The organism is Sphingobium sp. SJ10-10, assembly GCF_036038995.2.
Taxonomy (GTDB): domain Bacteria; phylum Pseudomonadota; class Alphaproteobacteria; order Sphingomonadales; family Sphingomonadaceae; genus Sphingobium.
The window spans coordinates 1,895,962-1,911,187 of sequence record NZ_CP158132.1 but is presented as its reverse complement, the minus strand read 5'-3'; the positions used below and the strand labels follow the sequence as shown (position 1 = coordinate 1,911,187).

Annotated in this window: 14 protein-coding genes and 1 pseudogene; 7 read left to right on the top strand and 8 right to left on the bottom strand. The window is 62.8% G+C overall.

The window, feature by feature from the left end; genetic code table 11:
• Positions 1–53: 53 nt before the first annotated feature.
• Positions 54–371 (bottom strand): Rap1a/Tai family immunity protein, encoded by a 318-nt coding sequence (locus VVT58_RS09210; protein ID WP_327752783.1) that lies wholly within the window; start codon positions 369–371, stop codon positions 54–56.
• 285 nt (positions 372–656) lie between these two features.
• Positions 657–2,186 (bottom strand): cysteine--tRNA ligase, encoded by a 1,530-nt coding sequence (cysS, locus tag VVT58_RS09205; RefSeq protein WP_327752692.1) that lies wholly within the window; start codon positions 2,184–2,186, stop codon positions 657–659.
• 333 nt (positions 2,187–2,519) lie between these two features.
• Here cysS and VVT58_RS09200 point away from each other — a divergent pair, with 333 nt between their 5' ends.
• From VVT58_RS09200 to VVT58_RS09190, 3 genes are all read left to right on the top strand, one after another.
• Positions 2,520–3,212: a Bax inhibitor-1/YccA family protein gene (locus tag VVT58_RS09200; protein ID WP_327752784.1), complete on the top strand. Its 693-nt coding sequence runs from the start codon at positions 2,520–2,522 to the stop codon at positions 3,210–3,212.
• Positions 3,213–3,216: 4 nt separating this feature from the next.
• Positions 3,217–3,480 carry a zf-TFIIB domain-containing protein gene (locus VVT58_RS09195; RefSeq protein WP_066555269.1) on the top strand — a complete coding sequence of 88 codons (264 nt, stop codon included), beginning with the start codon at positions 3,217–3,219 and terminating at the stop codon, positions 3,478–3,480.
• A 131-nt stretch (positions 3,481–3,611) separates the two neighbouring features.
• The gene (locus VVT58_RS09190; RefSeq protein WP_327752693.1) at positions 3,612–5,063 is read left to right on the top strand and encodes a mannose-1-phosphate guanylyltransferase/mannose-6-phosphate isomerase; all 1,452 of its coding nucleotides are present in this window, start codon (positions 3,612–3,614) and stop codon (positions 5,061–5,063) included.
• A gap of 104 nt (positions 5,064–5,167) precedes the next feature.
• On the opposite strand, the gene polA is transcribed toward VVT58_RS09190, so the two are convergent.
• The 6 genes from polA to aroQ all read right to left on the bottom strand — a co-directional run bounded on the left by polA (position 5,168) and on the right by aroQ (position 12,115).
• Positions 5,168–7,954, bottom strand: coding sequence for a DNA polymerase I (gene polA, locus VVT58_RS09185; RefSeq protein ID WP_327752785.1), 2,787 nt, complete (start codon positions 7,952–7,954; stop codon positions 5,168–5,170).
• Between the two features lie 365 nt (positions 7,955–8,319).
• Positions 8,320–9,159 (bottom strand): hypothetical protein, encoded by an 840-nt coding sequence (locus tag VVT58_RS09180; RefSeq protein ID WP_327752694.1) that lies wholly within the window; start codon positions 9,157–9,159, stop codon positions 8,320–8,322.
• Between the two features lie 254 nt (positions 9,160–9,413).
• Complete coding sequence (gene arsC / locus VVT58_RS09175; RefSeq protein WP_327752695.1) at positions 9,414–9,758, bottom strand: arsenate reductase (glutaredoxin); 345 nt, start codon at positions 9,756–9,758, stop codon at positions 9,414–9,416.
• Entirely contained in the window at positions 9,755–11,107 is a 1,353-nt protein-coding gene (gene accC / locus VVT58_RS09170) for an acetyl-CoA carboxylase biotin carboxylase subunit (protein ID WP_327752696.1), read from the bottom strand. The genes arsC and accC overlap by 4 nt, the downstream gene beginning before the upstream one ends.
• Positions 11,108–11,120: 13 nt before the next feature.
• On the bottom strand, positions 11,121–11,591 hold the full coding sequence (gene accB, locus VVT58_RS09165; protein WP_087574415.1) for an acetyl-CoA carboxylase biotin carboxyl carrier protein: 471 nt from the start codon (positions 11,589–11,591) through the stop codon (positions 11,121–11,123).
• 83 nt (positions 11,592–11,674) lie between these two features.
• A complete protein-coding gene (aroQ, locus tag VVT58_RS09160) occupies positions 11,675–12,115 on the bottom strand; it encodes a type II 3-dehydroquinate dehydratase (protein ID WP_066555288.1) in 441 nt (146 codons plus the stop codon).
• A 111-nt stretch (positions 12,116–12,226) separates the two neighbouring features.
• On the opposite strand from aroQ, the gene thiS reads away from it, so the two are divergent.
• The 4 genes and pseudogenes from thiS to VVT58_RS09140 all read left to right on the top strand — a co-directional run bounded on the left by thiS (position 12,227) and on the right by VVT58_RS09140 (position 15,131).
• Positions 12,227–13,234, top strand: a complete 1,008-nt coding sequence (thiS, locus tag VVT58_RS09155) for a sulfur carrier protein ThiS (RefSeq protein ID WP_327752697.1) — start codon at positions 12,227–12,229, stop codon at positions 13,232–13,234.
• A 34-nt stretch (positions 13,235–13,268) separates the two neighbouring features.
• A pseudogene (locus tag VVT58_RS09150) lies at positions 13,269–13,352 on the top strand (succinyl-CoA--3-ketoacid-CoA transferase); the annotation flags it as partial.
• 9 nt (positions 13,353–13,361) lie between these two features.
• The gene (locus VVT58_RS09145; protein ID WP_066555294.1) at positions 13,362–13,802 is read left to right on the top strand and encodes an HIT family protein; all 441 of its coding nucleotides are present in this window, start codon (positions 13,362–13,364) and stop codon (positions 13,800–13,802) included.
• 30 nt (positions 13,803–13,832) lie between these two features.
• A complete protein-coding gene (locus VVT58_RS09140; protein ID WP_327752698.1) occupies positions 13,833–15,131 on the top strand; it encodes a glycosyltransferase family 1 protein in 1,299 nt (432 codons plus the stop codon).
• Positions 15,132–15,226: the final 95 nt, after the last annotated feature.

The following is a 15,226-nucleotide window of genomic DNA, read 5'->3' as shown; positions in this document are numbered from 1 at the left end:
GCGGCGGTGGCGCGTGCCGGGTTCCTATAGCGGCGCGGCCGGGGCGACCGGCCTTATTTCTCGCAAGGATAATGTTCGTTGAGCGCGACGCTGACCAGGACGGAGGCGGGCGCCTTTCGCTGGTCGGGATAGCGGTTGAGATAGGCGATGACGATGCGCTTCACTTCCTCCGCGTCCATCTGCGCGGGCCAGCAATTGGGCTTGGCGCGGCCGATGAACACGTCCTTCTTGATGCCGTCCACCGCGCCGACGATATAGGCGGTGCAGGCGAGCGCATATTCGGGCGCCTTGTTGCGGCATTTGACGAGCAGGGTGGTCCCCGTTTCGAACATATAGGTTTGAGCAGGTGCAGCAACCGGGATTGCCGCCATTGCACTGAGCGCGAAAAGCGCTGCCGTTGCGTGTCTTAGCATGTGCGGAATCTGCCCGTTTCGGCGCGGCCTGTCCAAACGGACCAGCCTTCCCCGCGCACATCCTGCCTCAGATGGGATAAGTTTTCCAGCGGACGGAGGGATAAGGCCTGGTGCCAGGAATTGCCATACTCCTGCGCAAGCGCTTGAACGAGACGCGTGGCTTGTGAGAGCCCAGTCTAAACGGTAATGCAGCCATCAAACGGCCGAACTGGGCTCCCGCCTGCGCAGGAGCACGTTGGGTGTTTAGGCCAGCGCCAAACGCCAGTCCCAGAGGAGCGGGTCGCCGTCCATCACTTCGACGCCGCGGGCGATCAGGGCGTCGCGGATTTCGTCCGACAGGGCGAAGTCCTTTTCGGCGCGGGCGGTCTGGCGGCGGTCCAGTTCGGCTTCGATTTCTTCCGGCGTGATCTGGGCGTCCTTGGGCTGGATACGCAGGTCGGCGCGGTTGATCGTCAGCAGGTTGAGCCCCAGTGCCTGATCGAAGGCGGCGAGCAGGCAAAGCTTTTCGTCCACCGGCACCTTTTTCAGGGCGATCGTCTCTTCCAGCAGCGGAAGGGCGCGCGGGGTCATCAGATCGTCGCTGATCGCGGCGTCGAATTGTTCGAGCAGCGGCGCGAGCTTGGGGTGGAGATTGGCGCGCAGCCAGTCCAGGCGCAACGACTGCCAGGTGATGCCTTCAGCGCGGGCCTTGAGATTTTCGACGCCCATGACGAGGCGCTTGAGGCGGGTGAGGGCGGCGCTGACGCTTTCCGCGCTGAACTCCAGTTCGCTGCGATAATGGGCGCCCAGGCACAGCAGGCGGTAGGCGAGCGGATGCACGCCCGCGTCGATCAGCGAGAAGAGGGTGGTGAAGCCGCCCTTCGACTTGCTCATCTTGCCCTGACGGTCCACCAGGAAATTATTGTGCATCCACCACTGGGCGCCGGTGAAGCCTGCGGTGGCAGCGTCCGGCTCGCCGCAGCAGCTATGGAAAGCCTGATTCTGGGCGATCTCGTTGGGGTGGTGGATTTCGCGATGGTCGATGCCGCCGGTGTGGATGTCGAACGGATGGCCAAGGCGCGCCTCGCTCATCACCGAACATTCGAGGTGCCAGCCCGGCGCGCCCTTGCCCCAGGGAGAGTCCCATTCCATCTGGCGCTGCTCGCCCGGTGGGGACTTGCGCCAGATGGCGAAGTCGGACGGGTTGCGCTTGCCCGCGACGGGATCGATGCGGGCATGGGCTGCGTCGTCGCGACCGCCGGCAAGCGCGCCATAGTCGGGGACGGTGCTGCTGTCGAAATAAAGGCCGGTGTCCAGTTCGTAGCAATGGGCGGGCGCGATCGTCTTGGCGAACTCGATCATCTGCGGGACATAGTCGGTCGCGACCGTCCATTCGCTGGGCGCGATGATGTTGAGGTCCGCGATGTTGCGCTTGAAGGCGTCGGTATAATGGGCCGCTATGTCCCAGATGCTCTTCGCCTGGGCGCGGGCGGCGGCCTCCATCTTGTCGTCGCCCGCGTCGGCGTCGCTGGTGAGATGGCCGACATCGGTGATGTTGATGATGTGGGTGACGTCCAGCCCCTTCCACAGCAGCGTCCGGCGCAGCGTGTCGGTGAAGACATAGGCGCGCAAATTGCCGAGATGGGCGTAATTATAGACCGTCGGGCCGCAGCTATAGACGCGGGCATGGTTCGTCTCGATCGGCGTGAAGGGCTCGACCGTGCGCGTCAGGCTGTTGAACAGGCGCAAGGGGGCGTCGGCATGCTGCTCGGCAGGGGTGAACTGGTCGCTCATGGCGCAGAGCCATGCGGCGGTTCGGGATTGCCGTCAACAGGGGAGGGGAATTGTAACAAATTGTTGCTGGCGGGCCGATCCCTTGCCCCGACCCTTGCACTTAAGCGTTCCCCCACCGATATTGCTAGTGCGGGCCGGGCCCCTCTGGCGGTTGGATGATGTGACATGTCCAGCCGCGATGTCGGACCGCATCGAGTGTGCTCGGTGCAGGTTCGTGAGCGTTTGCCCCCCTCTGACCTCACGAAGACCGCGCCGGGCCACTCGATCCCAAGGCTGTTTCGGCCGTAACTGACTGTTGGATGGAGTATCAACGCCGTGAACAATCCCGTTCGTATGCCGGGCTATGGTGCGAGCCAGACGGCGCAGACCGATGCCGGGCTGCGCGCGCACATGCTGGGCGTTTTCCGCAATATGGGCATCGGCCTGGTCATCACCGGGCTGGTCGCCGCTTTCATCGGCAATACGCCGGTGCTGGCCGCCGCGATTTTCGGCACGCCCTTGAAGTGGGTGGCGATCTTCGCGCCGCTGGCTTTCGTGTTCTTCTTCAGCTTCCGCATCCAAAAGATGACGACGGCGGGCGCGCGCATGGCCTTCTACGCCTTTTCGGGCGTGATGGGCGTGTCGCTGGCCAGTATCTTCCTGGTCTTTACCGGCGGGTCGATCGCGCAGGCCTTCTTCTCGGCCGCCGTGATGTTCCTCGCCATGGCGCTGTGGGGTTACACGACCGGGCGCGACCTGTCGAAATTCGGGTCGTTCCTGATGATGGGTCTGATCGGCATCGTCGTTGCCAGCCTGATCAACATCTTCCTTGGTTCTTCCGCCATGCAGATGGTGATCTCGATCATCGGAGTGGTGGTGTTCACCGGCCTTACCGCCTGGGACGTGCAGCGTATCAAGTCGGAATATTTCGTCTATGCCGGCCATGAGGTGGCGCAGAAGATGCAGGTGATGGGCGCGCTGTCGCTGTACCTCAACTTCGTCAACCTGTTCCAGATGCTGCTCAGCCTGACCGGCGAGCGGGAATAATCGGATGCGGGATCAGGCGGCCGTGTCCGCCATGCTTTGCCCGGTCTGTCATGTGGGACTCTCCATGACGGACCGGCAGGGGGTCGAAATTGACTATTGCCCGCAATGCCGGGGCGTCTGGCTGGACCGGGGTGAACTGGACAAGATCATCGAGCGGTCGGTGGGCGGAGTTCCGGTGCCACCGCCCAGCTATCGGCCGGATCGTGACGACGGGCGATATTATCAGAAGAAACGGAAGAAGAGCTTTCTGGAAGAGCTGTTCGACTGACGGAAAGCGGTCCCGATTGCGGGGCCGTTTTTTTGTCGGCCGGATTCTGGCTTAGGTAAATTCGCGGACTGGCGATAAGCAGGCAAATCATGGTCGATTGCGGCCGATTTCATGGGTTCCGAGTGAGTTATATGTCTGATTTGAGCGCTGCGAATGTTACGCCGGTGATATTGGCGGGCGGATCCGGGACGCGGCTGTGGCCCCTGTCGCGCAAATCCTATCCCAAGCAGTTCGTGCCGCTGTTGGGCGAGCAGACGCTGTTTCGCTCCGTCGTGGAGCGGCTGTCCGGTGCGGGCGAGGGTTTTGCCTTCACCCGGCCGGTGGTGCTGACCAACGCGACCTTCCGCTTTATCGTGGCCGAGCAATTGGCGCAGGAAGGGGTGGACCCGCAAGCGATCATCATTGAGCCTTCGGTTCGCAACACCGCGCCTGCCATATTGGCGGCGGCGCTGCATCTGCTGGCGAGCGATTCCGGTGCGGTGATGCTGGTCGCGCCGTCCGATCATGTGGTGCCGGACGCAGAGGCTTTTCGGGCGGCGGTGAGCCAGGGGCTGGCAGCGGCGCGGACCGGCGATCTGGTGACCTTCGGTATCCAGCCGACCCGGCCGGAGACAGGCTATGGCTATTTGAAGGTCGTGGCGAAGCCGGATGGATCGGGACGGCCGATCAAGCTGGCCCGCTTTGTCGAGAAGCCGGATGCGGCCCGCGCGCTGGAGATGCTGGCGAGCGGCGATCACCTTTGGAATGCGGGGATTTTCCTGTTTGCCGCGAAGGATCTGATCGCGGCATTCGAGCGTCACGCGCCCGATGTGCTGGCGGCGGTGCGGCCCGCTGTCGAAGCGGCGGAAGGCGATCTGGGCTTTTTGCGGCTGTCGGCGGAGGCGTGGGACGCCGCGCCGGATATATCCATCGACTATGCGATCATGGAGCGGGCGGACAACCTGTCGGTGGTGCCCTATGATTCGGGCTGGTCGGACCTGGGCGGCTGGGACGCGGTGTGGAGCCATGCCGGGCCTGACGCCGCGGGCGTGACGGTGGGCGGCGGGGCGACCGCGATCGACTGTAGCGATACGCTTTTGCGATCGGACAGCGACGGCATGGAGCTGGTCGGCATCGGCCTTAGCAACATCATCGCCGTGGCGATGAGCGATGCGGTGCTGATCGCGGACAAATCGCGGGCGCAGGATGTGAAGCTGGCGGTCGAGGCGCTGAAGGCGAAGGGCGCGGTGCAGGCGGAGAGCTTTCCCAAGGATCACCGGCCCTGGGGCTGGGTGGAAGGGTTGCTGACGGGCGAGCGCTTTCAGGTGAAGCGGATCACGGTGCAGCCGGGGCAATCATTGAGCCTGCAGAGCCATTTCCATCGGTCCGAGCATTGGATCGTCGTCGAGGGAACGGCCAAGGTCACGGTTGGCGAGGCGGTGACGCTGTTGACGGAGAACCAGTCGCTCTACGTGCCTGCCGGGGCGAAGCATCGGGTGGAGAATCCGGGGAAGATTCCGGTGGTGTTCATCGAGGTGCAGACAGGGACGTATCTCGGGGAGGACGATATTGTTCGTTATGAAGACCGTTACGCGCGGGGTTGAAAAGTCTTCCGTCATCCCAGCGCAAGCTGGGATCTCATGAGGCTATACCGTGCCCTATCGCCTGAGATCCCAGCTTGCGCTGGGATGACGGGGGTAGGCGGGGTTTAGTGCGCCGCGCCCCAGCTTGGGCCGTGGCCGATCTCTACCCCTAGTGGCACGCTCAGTTTCACGATCGGCTCGGCGGCGCCTTCCATCACGCGGCTGATGACGGCGCTGGCCTGCTCCACATCGCCTTCCGGCAGTTCGAAGACCAGTTCGTCGTGCACTTGCAGCAGCATCTTGACCTTGTGCAGTCCTTCCGCCGCTAGAGCCGGTCCCATGCGGGCCATGGCGCGTTTGATGATGTCGGCGCTGGTGCCCTGGATCGGGGCGTTGATCGCGGCGCGTTCTGCGCCCTGCCGTTCGTGCTGGACCGAGGCCTTGATGCGCGGGAACCAGGTTTTTCGGCCGAAGAGGGTTTCGGTATAGCCCCTTGAACGCGCCTTTTCGATCGTTTCGGTGATGTAGAGGCTGATGCCGGGGAAGCGCTCATAATAGCGGCTGATCATGTCCTGCGCTTCGTCGGCGCTGATCTCCAGCCGTCCCGCGAGACCCCAGCGGCTGATGCCGTAGAGGATCGCGAAGTTGATCGTCTTGGCCCGGCCGCGTGTGTCGCGGTTGACCTCTCCGAACAGTTGCTGGGCCGTGGCGGCGTGAATGTCCTCGCCGTTCGCGAAGGCCTCTTTCAGCGCCGGAACGTCCGCCATATGGGCGGCGAGGCGCAGTTCGATCTGGCTATAGTCCGCCGCCAGGATGACATTGCCCGGCTCCGCGACGAAGGCGTGACGGATCTGGCGGCCGACTTCGGTGCGGATCGGGATGTTCTGGAGATTGGGGTCGGTCGAGGACAGGCGGCCGGTCTGCGCGCCCGACAGGCTGTAGCTGGTGTGGACGCGGCTGGTGTCCCTGTTGATCTGGGCCTGGAGCGCGTCGGTATAGGTGGATTTGAGCTTGGAAAGCTGGCGCCAGTCGAGGATTTTTCCAGCGATTTCCGCGCCCTGGGCCTTCAACTGCTCAAGGATGGTGACATCGGTGGAATAGGCGCCGGACTTGCCCTTCTTGCCGCCTTTATATCCCATTTTCTCGAACAGGATCGCGCCAAGCTGTTGGGTCGAGCCGATGGCGAAGGGCTGGCCCGCCAAGCCATGGATTTTCGTCTCCAGCGCGGCGATGCCGGCGGTGAACTCGGCGGAGAGGCGGGAGAGGGCTTCGCGGTCGACCTTGATCCCTTCATGCTCCATCTTCGCGATCACGGAGACGAGCGGGCGGTCGACCAGTTCATAGACGCGGGTCGCGCCTTCATGGGCGACGCGGGTCTTGAACAGCTTCCACAGGCGCAGCGTGACGTCCGCGTCCTCGGCGGCATATTCGGTCGCCTTGTCGAGCGGGACTTCCGCGAAGCTGATCTGGCTCTTGCCGGTGCCGCACACATCCTTGAAGCTGATGCAGATATGGTTGAGGTGGACCCGTGCCGCCTCGTCCATGCCGTGGCCGGCGAGGCTCTGGCCTGCGTCGAGGTCGAAGCTCATGACGATGGTGTCGTCATAGGGCGTGATCTCGATCCCATGGCGGCGCAGGACCGTGATGTCATATTTCAGGTTCTGGCCGATTTTGAGGACGCTGTCGTCTTCGAGCAGCGGCTTCAACTTGGCAAGGACGAGGGCGAGGGGGAGCTGGTCGGGCTTTTCCGCGAACATGTCCCTTCCGCCATGGCCGACGGGGATGTAGCAGGCGGCGTTGGGGCCGACGGCGAGGCTGACGCCGACCAGCGCGCAGGAGACGCAGTCGAGCATATCGGTTTCGGTGTCGACGGCGACCAGACCTTCGGCATGAGCGGCGGCGATCCAGCGGTCGAGCGCTTCCTCGGTAACGACCGTTTCGTAGAGGCTGCGGTCGATCGGCGGTTCTTCCTCATGAACCGGGGCGGCGGGGGGCGTCGCTTGCGTGACGGCGGCGGCTGCGGTTGCCACGGCCACGGCGGCGGCGGGCGCGCCTGCGCGGGCGAGCAGCGACTTGAAGCCATGATGTTCGAGGAAGGCCTGCAACGGCTCAAGCGGGATGCCCTTGAGCGTCAGGTCGTCCAGCGGTTCGGGCAGGTCCATCGCATCGTGCAGCGCGACGAGGCGGCGCGAGAGGCGCGCCATGTCGGCATGGGCGATGAGATTTTCCTGCATCTTCGACTTTTTCATCGAAGGCGCGGCTTCGAGCGCGGCTTCCAGATTGCCATATTCGCTGATGAGCTTGGCGGCGGTCTTGGGGCCGATGCCGGGGATGCCGGGCACATTGTCGACGCTGTCGCCCATCAGCGCCAGCACGTCGCCCAATTGCTCGGGCTGGACGCCGAACTTGGTCATGACATAGTCGGCGCCGCGCCGCTCATTCTTCATCGTGTCGTACATGTCGACGCCGGGCTGGATGAGCTGCATCAAATCCTTGTCGGAGCTGACGATGGTGACATGCCAGCCCGCCGCGACGGCGGCTTTCGTATAGCTGGCGATGATGTCGTCGGCCTCGAAACCCGCTTCCTCGATGCAGGGGAGGGAGAAGGCGCGGGTGGCGTCGCGGATCATCGGGAATTGCGGGACGAGGTCTTCCGGTGCGGGCGGGCGGTTCGCCTTATACTGGTCGTACATGTCGTTGCGGAAGGTGTGGCTGCCCTTGTCCAGTATGACGGCCAGGTGCGTCGGCCCTTCGGCCTTGCCCAACTCATCGGCCAGCTTCCAGAGCATGGTGGTGTAGCCATAGACCGCGCCGACGGGCTGGCCATGCTTGTTGGTGAGCGGCGGAAGCTGGTGATAGGCGCGGAAGATGTAGCCGCTGCCGTCGACGAGGTAGAGATGATTCTGAGGCATGGGAGGAGGGGATAGCGGGTTATGCGGGGTGGCTCCAGTGGGGTTGTCGGTGTAGGAAGCGGGTTCCCGGTTCAGGGCGGGGGCGATGCGATGGAAAGGGCGGAAATCAGCCATTTTTAGCCCGAAGTTCACAGTGTATGCGCGCGCGTGCCTGGGCGCGCGTGTGGGTTAGGGCGGGATGTGTCGGATGGTTCAAAGAGCGGGGCGGGGATAAGCCGGATGGTGCGGTATAGGACAGACCAAATCGTTCCCCGGTGAAGAAATAGGATGTTTTTCGAGGAGCCTGTGACCATTGGGTTACGGGTAATCCCGAGCTCGGCTTTCAGTAACGGGGAACGTGTCGGTTTGGTGTGGCTTCGTCAGCCTCAGCGAAATGCAGGGCGGACATCGACGCCTCGCGGCATTTCCATAAAGCGCTTAAGCTCGCTAATATCCTTCCACTCTTTGCCGTTGAAAATTTGAACGTCTTCTTTAACGGACTGGCCAAAGCATTGGGGGCATTCAAAGACCGTTGTTGTCAAGTTGATTGTCCCTTTCTGTGCTTTGCCTGCCGAAAATTCTCGCCCTACATGTGCGCCGAATTCTGGGCTATCAACGGGATGAATGTAAACATTATCGTAATATGGTGCAAATTCTTCGATGTCGGTGAAGCTATCCTTCTTTTTTAGCGCTGATCGAAGATATTTTTTGCATCCTTCACAAGATGGTGCGCTTTTTAAAAGGAAATAGACGAACCCTCCACCGATCAAAAACCCGATAAAATCAAACAGCGCTAACCAATATCCAAATGAGCCGACTTCTCCCGTGTCAATTCCAGCGCCACGGCCAACCCGCATATGAATTTTTGTCATCATGATATCGAGATACTGACTGAAGGAAATGAAGTTTGCGACGCTCACGCCATTGACGCTCGCGGTTTTATATTCGAGCCAATAGATGAGGGCTTGAGTAAAAGCCGCAATCACTACCATCTGCATGAACAGTGCGTTCGTCGGTCTTTGATGCAAAAACTTCGCTGCGAGATAATAGCCAGACGCGGCAACAAAGCCACATGCCCCAGCGCCTGCCGGAACAATGACCAAAACCGAAAAGGAAAAGAGGTTGAAGCCGGTCCACATGTGAACAAGCGTAACGAGGCCCGCCGTCGCCAACGATGTGGCCAAACCGGCTAACGCAATGCCGCCTTTTTCAATGACTGTCTGCATGTAGTTTCCCCCGTGATAGGGAGAAACTATCGCCTGTTATCAAATCGCTCAATGAGAATTCTTACGGGAATTGGACGTGCGATGGATGTTACCGAGAGTACTCCAACCTGTCGTTTATCACGGACGGTCGCCCTGCTGTTCTGACATATTTTTATTATGCAATGTGCTCCTGCGAAGGCAGGAGTCCAGTTCAGGTGTTGGTGACATGTCTGAGCGGAGGGACTGGGCTCCTGCCTTCGCAGGAGCACGGTATTTTAGAGGACTTCGCTCACCCGCTCCGGCGGGCGCGCGATCACTGCGCCCTTGTCTGTGATGACGATGGCGCGTTCGATCAGGATCGGATGTTGCGCCATGGCGTCGAGCACCGCCTTGTCGTCCGTGACGTCGAGGCCGATTTCCTTGACCACGCCCTCGCCCTTGCGGACAGCCTCCGAAGGGCGGAGGTCAGCCTTCGCCATCACCGCTTCGATTTCGGTGCGGCTGGGCGGGGTCTTGAGATATTCGACGATCTCCACCTCAACCCCCGGTGTGGCTTCGAGGATCGCGAGCGCTTGCCGCGACTTGGAGCAACGGGGGTTGTGCCAGATGGTCGCCTTCACTGGGCCTCGTCCTTCGCCAGCCACTCTTCCAGCCACTTGATCGTATAGTCGCCGTTGAGGAAGTCCGGGTCGGTCAGCAGCTTCTGGTGGAGCGGGATCGTGGTCTTCATGCCCTCGATCACATATTCCTCCAGCGCGCGTTTCAGGCGCATGATGCAGCCTTCGCGGGTGCGGCCATAGACGATCAGCTTGCCGATCATGCTGTCATAATAAGGCGGCACCTTATAGCCCTGATACAGCCCGCTATCGACGCGGACGTGCATGCCGCCCGGCACATGATAGCTGGTGACGGTGCCCGGCGACGGCGCGAAGGTCCGGGGATCTTCGGCGTTGATGCGGCATTCGATGGCGTGGCCGGAGAAGACCAGATCCTGCTGCTCGACCGAGAGCGGCTTGCCTTCCGCAACGCGTATCTGCTCGCGGACCAGGTCGACGCCGGTGATCATCTCCGTCACCGGATGTTCCACCTGAAGGCGGGTGTTCATCTCGATGAAGTAGAATTCGCCGTCTTCCCACAGGAATTCGATCGTGCCCGCGCCGCGATAGCCCATGTCGGCCATCGCCTTGCGCACGACTTCGCCCATCTTGTCGCGCTCGGCAGTGGAGAGGACGGGGGAGGGGGCTTCCTCCAGCACCTTCTGGTGGCGGCGCTGGAGCGAGCAGTCGCGTTCGCCCAGGTGAATGGCGTTGCCGTTGCCGTCACCGAAGACCTGGAATTCGATATGCCGGGGGTTGCCCAGATATTTTTCCATATAGACGGTGTCGTCGCCGAAGGCGGCCTTCGCCTCCGAACCGGCCTGCTTCATCAGGGTTTCGAGCTGGTCTTCGGACGGCACGACCTTCATGCCGCGACCGCCGCCGCCCGAAGCGGCCTTGATCAGCACAGGGTAGCCGATCTTCGCGGCCACTTCCTTCGCTTCCTCGACGCTGGTGATCGCGCCGGCGGAACCGGGGACCAACGGCAGGCCGAGCGCGCCTGCGGTGCGCTTCGCCTCCACCTTGTCGCCCATGATGCGGATATGTTCGGGCTTGGGCCCGACGAAGGCGATGTTGTGCGCCTCCACGATTTCCGCGAACTGGGCGTTCTCCGACAGGAAGCCATAGCCGGGATGGATCGCGTCCGCGCCGGAGATTTCGGCGGCGGAGATGATCGCGGCGATGTTGAGATAGCTGTCCTTGGCCGCGGGCGGGCCGATGCAGATCGCTTCGTCGGCAAGGCGCACATGCATGGCGTCGGCGTCGGCGGTGGAATGCACCGCCACCGTCTTGATGCCCATTTCATGGCAGGCGCGGTGGATGCGAAGCGCGATTTCGCCCCGGTTCGCGATCAGCAGCTTTTCAATGGCCATAGGTTGCGCGGCCTTATTCGATGACGATCAGCGGCTGGTCATATTCGACCGGCTGGCCGTTATCGACCAGCACGGCCTTGACCGTGCCGGCGGTCGGTGCGGTGATCGCGTTCATGACCTTCATCGCTTCGACGATGACGACGGTGTCGCCCGCCTTCACGGTCGAGCCGACAGGCGCGAAGGGCGCGGCGCCCGGTTCGGCGGCGAGATAGGCGGTGCCGACGATGGGCGAGCGGACGGCGTTGGTGGCCGTTTCGGCCGGGGCTGCTGCCGGAGCGGCGGCGGCAGGTGCGGCGGCGGCAACCGGAGCGGGCGCGGGGGCATAGGCGACGGCAGCGCTGCTGACCGTCCGGGCGACGCGGATTTTGCGGTCGCCGTCTTCCACCTCGATTTCCGTCAGGTTGGTGTCATCGAGAAGGGCGGCGAGATCGCGCACCAGTTGTACATCCACCTGCATTGCGCCCTTTTCAGCCTTGTCGTTCATTTTCAGTCCCTGGACCGTGAATTTCGTTTCTGATGCCCGCGCCTATGCGCATTTGCGCCGGAGCGCAACTTATGTGCGTCGAGTTACAGTTCGAGGGCAGCTTCGAGCGCGAGCATATAAGACATGGCGCCGAAGCCCGCGATGGTCCCTTTCGCCGCCATGCCGACATAGCTTTTGTGGCGGAAGGGCTCGCGCGCATGGGGGTTTGACAGATGGATTTCGATCACCGGCACGGTGATGCCCTTGATCGCGTCGTGCAGCGCGATCGACGTGTGGGTCAGGCCGCCGGGATTGAGGAGGACGGCATGGGCGCCCTCCGCATGCGCCTCCTGCAACCAGTCGATCAGATGGCCTTCATGATTGGACTGGCGGAAGTCGATCTCGACATGGGCGCGGCCCGCGGCGTCCTCCATGCGTTCGGCAATGTCGTCCAGCGTGTCGTAACCGTAGATTTCCGGCTCGCGCGTGCCCAGCATGTTGAGGTTGGGACCGTTCAGGACATAGATTTTGCGCGTTTCGGCCATGACGGTCCCCCTTATGGTTGCGAGCGGGGCATGGACGCCCCTATATGCGCGCTGATCTTTAGCCTTTCGTGTCGCGCCAAGTCGAGACACCTTGTTTGACAGGACAGAGCATTGAGCGTCGACGGTACCATCTCCATCCATATCAATGGCGAGCATCGCCGCGTGCGCGACGGATTGAGCCTGGCGGAGCTGGCGAGCGAACTGGGCTTCGTGCCGGAAAAGGTCGCGGTGGAGCGCAATCTGGAGGTGGTGCCGCGCTCGACGCTGGCGCAGGTGCGCGTCAAGGATGGCGACGAGCTGGAGATCGTGCACTTCGTTGGGGGTGGCGACCATCCGGTCGCGGCGGTGGATGAGGATAGCTGGACCGTCGCGGGCCAGACCTTCCGGTCGCGGCTGATCGTCGGCACCGGCAAGTACAAGAATTTCGAGCAGAATGCGGCCGCGGTCGCGGCTTCGGGGGCGGAGATCGTCACCGTGGCGGTGCGGCGCGTCAATGTGTCGGACCCGAACGCGCCGATGCTGACCGACTTCATCGATCCGAAGAAGATCACTTATCTGCCCAATACGGCGGGTTGCTACACGGGCGAAGAGGCGATCCGCACGCTGCGTCTGGCGCGCGAGGCGGGCGGTTGGGATCTGGTGAAGCTGGAGGTGTTGGGCGAGGCGCGCACCCTCTATCCCGACATGGTGGAGACGCTGCGGGCGACCGAGATTCTGGCCAAGGAAGGCTTCAAGCCGATGGTCTATTGCGTCGACGATCCGATTGCGGCCAAGCGGCTGGAGGATGTGGGCGCGGTCGCGATCATGCCGCTGGGCGCGCCGATCGGGTCGGGTCTGGGCATCCAGAATCGCGTGACGATCCGGCTGATCGTCGAGGGCACCACGCTGCCGGTGCTGGTCGATGCGGGCGTGGGGACCGCTTCGGAAGCGGCGCAGGCAATGGAACTGGGTTGCACCGGCGTCCTCATGAACACGGCGATTGCCGAGGCGAAAGACCCGGTGCTGATGGCCGCCGCGATGAAGGCGGGGGTCGAGGCCGGGCGCATGGCCTATCGCGCCGGGCGCATGGGCAAGCGGATGTATGCCGATCCGTCGAGTCCGTTGGCCGGGTTGATCTGACCGGCATCCGTTCGAAACGAACGCATGCCGGTGAAGCGCGTTCCGTTTTGTCGAACTCGCTCCGGGCGTGACGGCGGAGGAAGTCGCCGCTAAGACAAGCGCGCATTATCTGGCTTAAGGAAGCGCGATGAGCCTCGACGGCACTTATGACGAGGGCAATGTCTTTGCCCTGATCCTGCAGGGGAAAATCCCTTCGACCAAGCTGTATGAGGATGAGCATAGCTATGCCTTCCTCGACATCCAGCCGCAGTCGAAGGGGCATAGCCTGGTCATTTCCAAATGGTCCAAGGCGCGCAACATCCTCGACGTCGAGGATGAGGCGCTGGCGCAGGTTATGGCGACGGTGAAGAAGGTCGCCAATGCCACCCGCAAGGCGCTGGACCCCGACGGCATCCATGTCGCGCAGTTCAACGGCGCGCCCGCCGGGCAGACCGTGTTCCATCTGCACTTCCATATCGTGCCGCGCTGGGAGGGGCAGTCGCGCAACTTCGTCGCGCATGCGCAGGGCGATTTTGCCGATCCGGCGGCGTTGCAGAAGCTGGCCGAAGAGATTCGCGCCCAGTTCTGATGCGCCAAACCCCTGTAAAAGCGATCTGACATGGCGCTCAAGCCCTTCAAGGCTCCCGGTGCGCGGTTGGCGCTGCGTTCCAAGCGGGAAAGCCGGCGCTTTGCCGGCGGTGAACAGCCGGCCGAGATCATCCTCGACATTTCGCGGCTGCTCTCGCGCAGTTTCCATGCCGCGCCGACCGGGATCGACCGGGTCGAATATATCTATGCCCGCGAATTGCTGGAGCGGATGCCGGACCGGCTGGCCTTTGCCGCCGTGCATCCGGCGGGCGGCTATTATGGGCGGCTGAAGGACGCGGCCGTGCGCCAGTTCCTGGCCTTCACGGCGGCGCGCTGGCGCAACAAGGGGCCGGTGGATGAAAAGGAGAGTAAGGCCGCCGTCATCCGCCATCTGATCGCGCTGCGGCCCCGCCCGGTGCCGGTGGCGCAGGGGCCGCGCATTTATTTGCAGGTGTCGCCGCATCATCTGGACGACGCCGATCAGGTCGGCGCGATCCTGCGGGCGGAGGGGGCGCGCTTCGTGACTTTGGTGCATGACGTGATCCCGCTCACCCATCCCGAATTCGCCCGGCCTCAGGGCGCGGAGGAGCATTTGAAGCGGGTGCGGACGATCGACCGCTATGCCGACGGCATCATCGGCAACAGTCAGGCGACGATCGACGCGCTGGCGCCGCATCTGACGCGGGGGCTGGACGGGCGGGTGATCCGGGTGGCGCATTTCGGGGCCGATGCGCCGGACATGGTGGTGGAGGGCAGCCATGCGGTGCCCGAGCGGCCCTATTTCGTCTATATCTCGACCATCGAGCCGCGAAAAAACCATTTGTTGCTGCTGAACATCTGGCGGCGGCTGGTGGAAAGGCTGGGCGATCAGGCGCCGGTGCTGGTGCTGATCGGACGGCGCGGCTGGGAGAATGAGAATGTCGTCGACATGCTGGAGCGCGCCGAAATCCTGCGCGACCATGTGATCGAGGCGGGCAGCGTGCCCGACAATGCAATGAACGCGCTGGTCGCAGGGGCGAGGGCGATGCTGATGCCCTCCTTCGAGGAAGGTTATGGCATGCCGGTGATCGAGACTTTATCGGCAGGCGTGCCGGTGATTTGCAGCGACATCGTCGCGCATCGGGAGGTTGGCGGCGATGCGCCGGATTATCTCGATCCGCTGGATGGTCTGGGCTGGCTGAGGGCCATCGAGGCTTATGGCAAGCCTGATTCACCCGAGCGGGCGGCGCAACTGGCGCGGATCGCGGGCTGGCGGCCGCCGACATGGGAAGCCTATTTCGACACTGTAACCGATATGTTGCAGGAGATGACGGCTTCGGCCTTCGCTTGACGTCTTCCCGTCGGGCGAGCAAGAAGCTGATGTGATTGCGTTTTTTGGCGGCTGAAAGCATCGCTCCATGCGCGCAGGGACTGGACGGGGCAGGG

Coding starts and splice junctions, on each gene's coding strand:
- VVT58_RS09180 (WP_327752694.1), bottom strand. CDS start 9,159: ATGCAGACAGTCATTGAAAAAGGCGGCATTGCGTTAGCCGGTTTGGCC.
- aroQ (WP_066555288.1), bottom strand. CDS start 12,115: ATGGCCGAAACGCGCAAAATCTATGTCCTGAACGGTCCCAACCTCAAC.
- VVT58_RS09210 (WP_327752783.1), bottom strand. CDS start 371: ATGGCGGCAATCCCGGTTGCTGCACCTGCTCAAACCTATATGTTCGAA.
- VVT58_RS09145 (WP_066555294.1), top strand. CDS start 13,362: ATGAGCCTCGACGGCACTTATGACGAGGGCAATGTCTTTGCCCTGATC.
- cysS (WP_327752692.1), bottom strand. CDS start 2,186: ATGAGCGACCAGTTCACCCCTGCCGAGCAGCATGCCGACGCCCCCTTG.
- VVT58_RS09195 (WP_066555269.1), top strand. CDS start 3,217: ATGCGGGATCAGGCGGCCGTGTCCGCCATGCTTTGCCCGGTCTGTCAT.
- accC (WP_327752696.1), bottom strand. CDS start 11,107: ATGGCCATTGAAAAGCTGCTGATCGCGAACCGGGGCGAAATCGCGCTT.
- polA (WP_327752785.1), bottom strand. CDS start 7,954: ATGCCTCAGAATCATCTCTACCTCGTCGACGGCAGCGGCTACATCTTC.
- accB (WP_087574415.1), bottom strand. CDS start 11,591: ATGAACGACAAGGCTGAAAAGGGCGCAATGCAGGTGGATGTACAACTG.
- VVT58_RS09140 (WP_327752698.1), top strand. CDS start 13,833: ATGGCGCTCAAGCCCTTCAAGGCTCCCGGTGCGCGGTTGGCGCTGCGT.
- VVT58_RS09200 (WP_327752784.1), top strand. CDS start 2,520: ATGCCGGGCTATGGTGCGAGCCAGACGGCGCAGACCGATGCCGGGCTG.
- VVT58_RS09190 (WP_327752693.1), top strand. CDS start 3,612: ATGTCTGATTTGAGCGCTGCGAATGTTACGCCGGTGATATTGGCGGGC.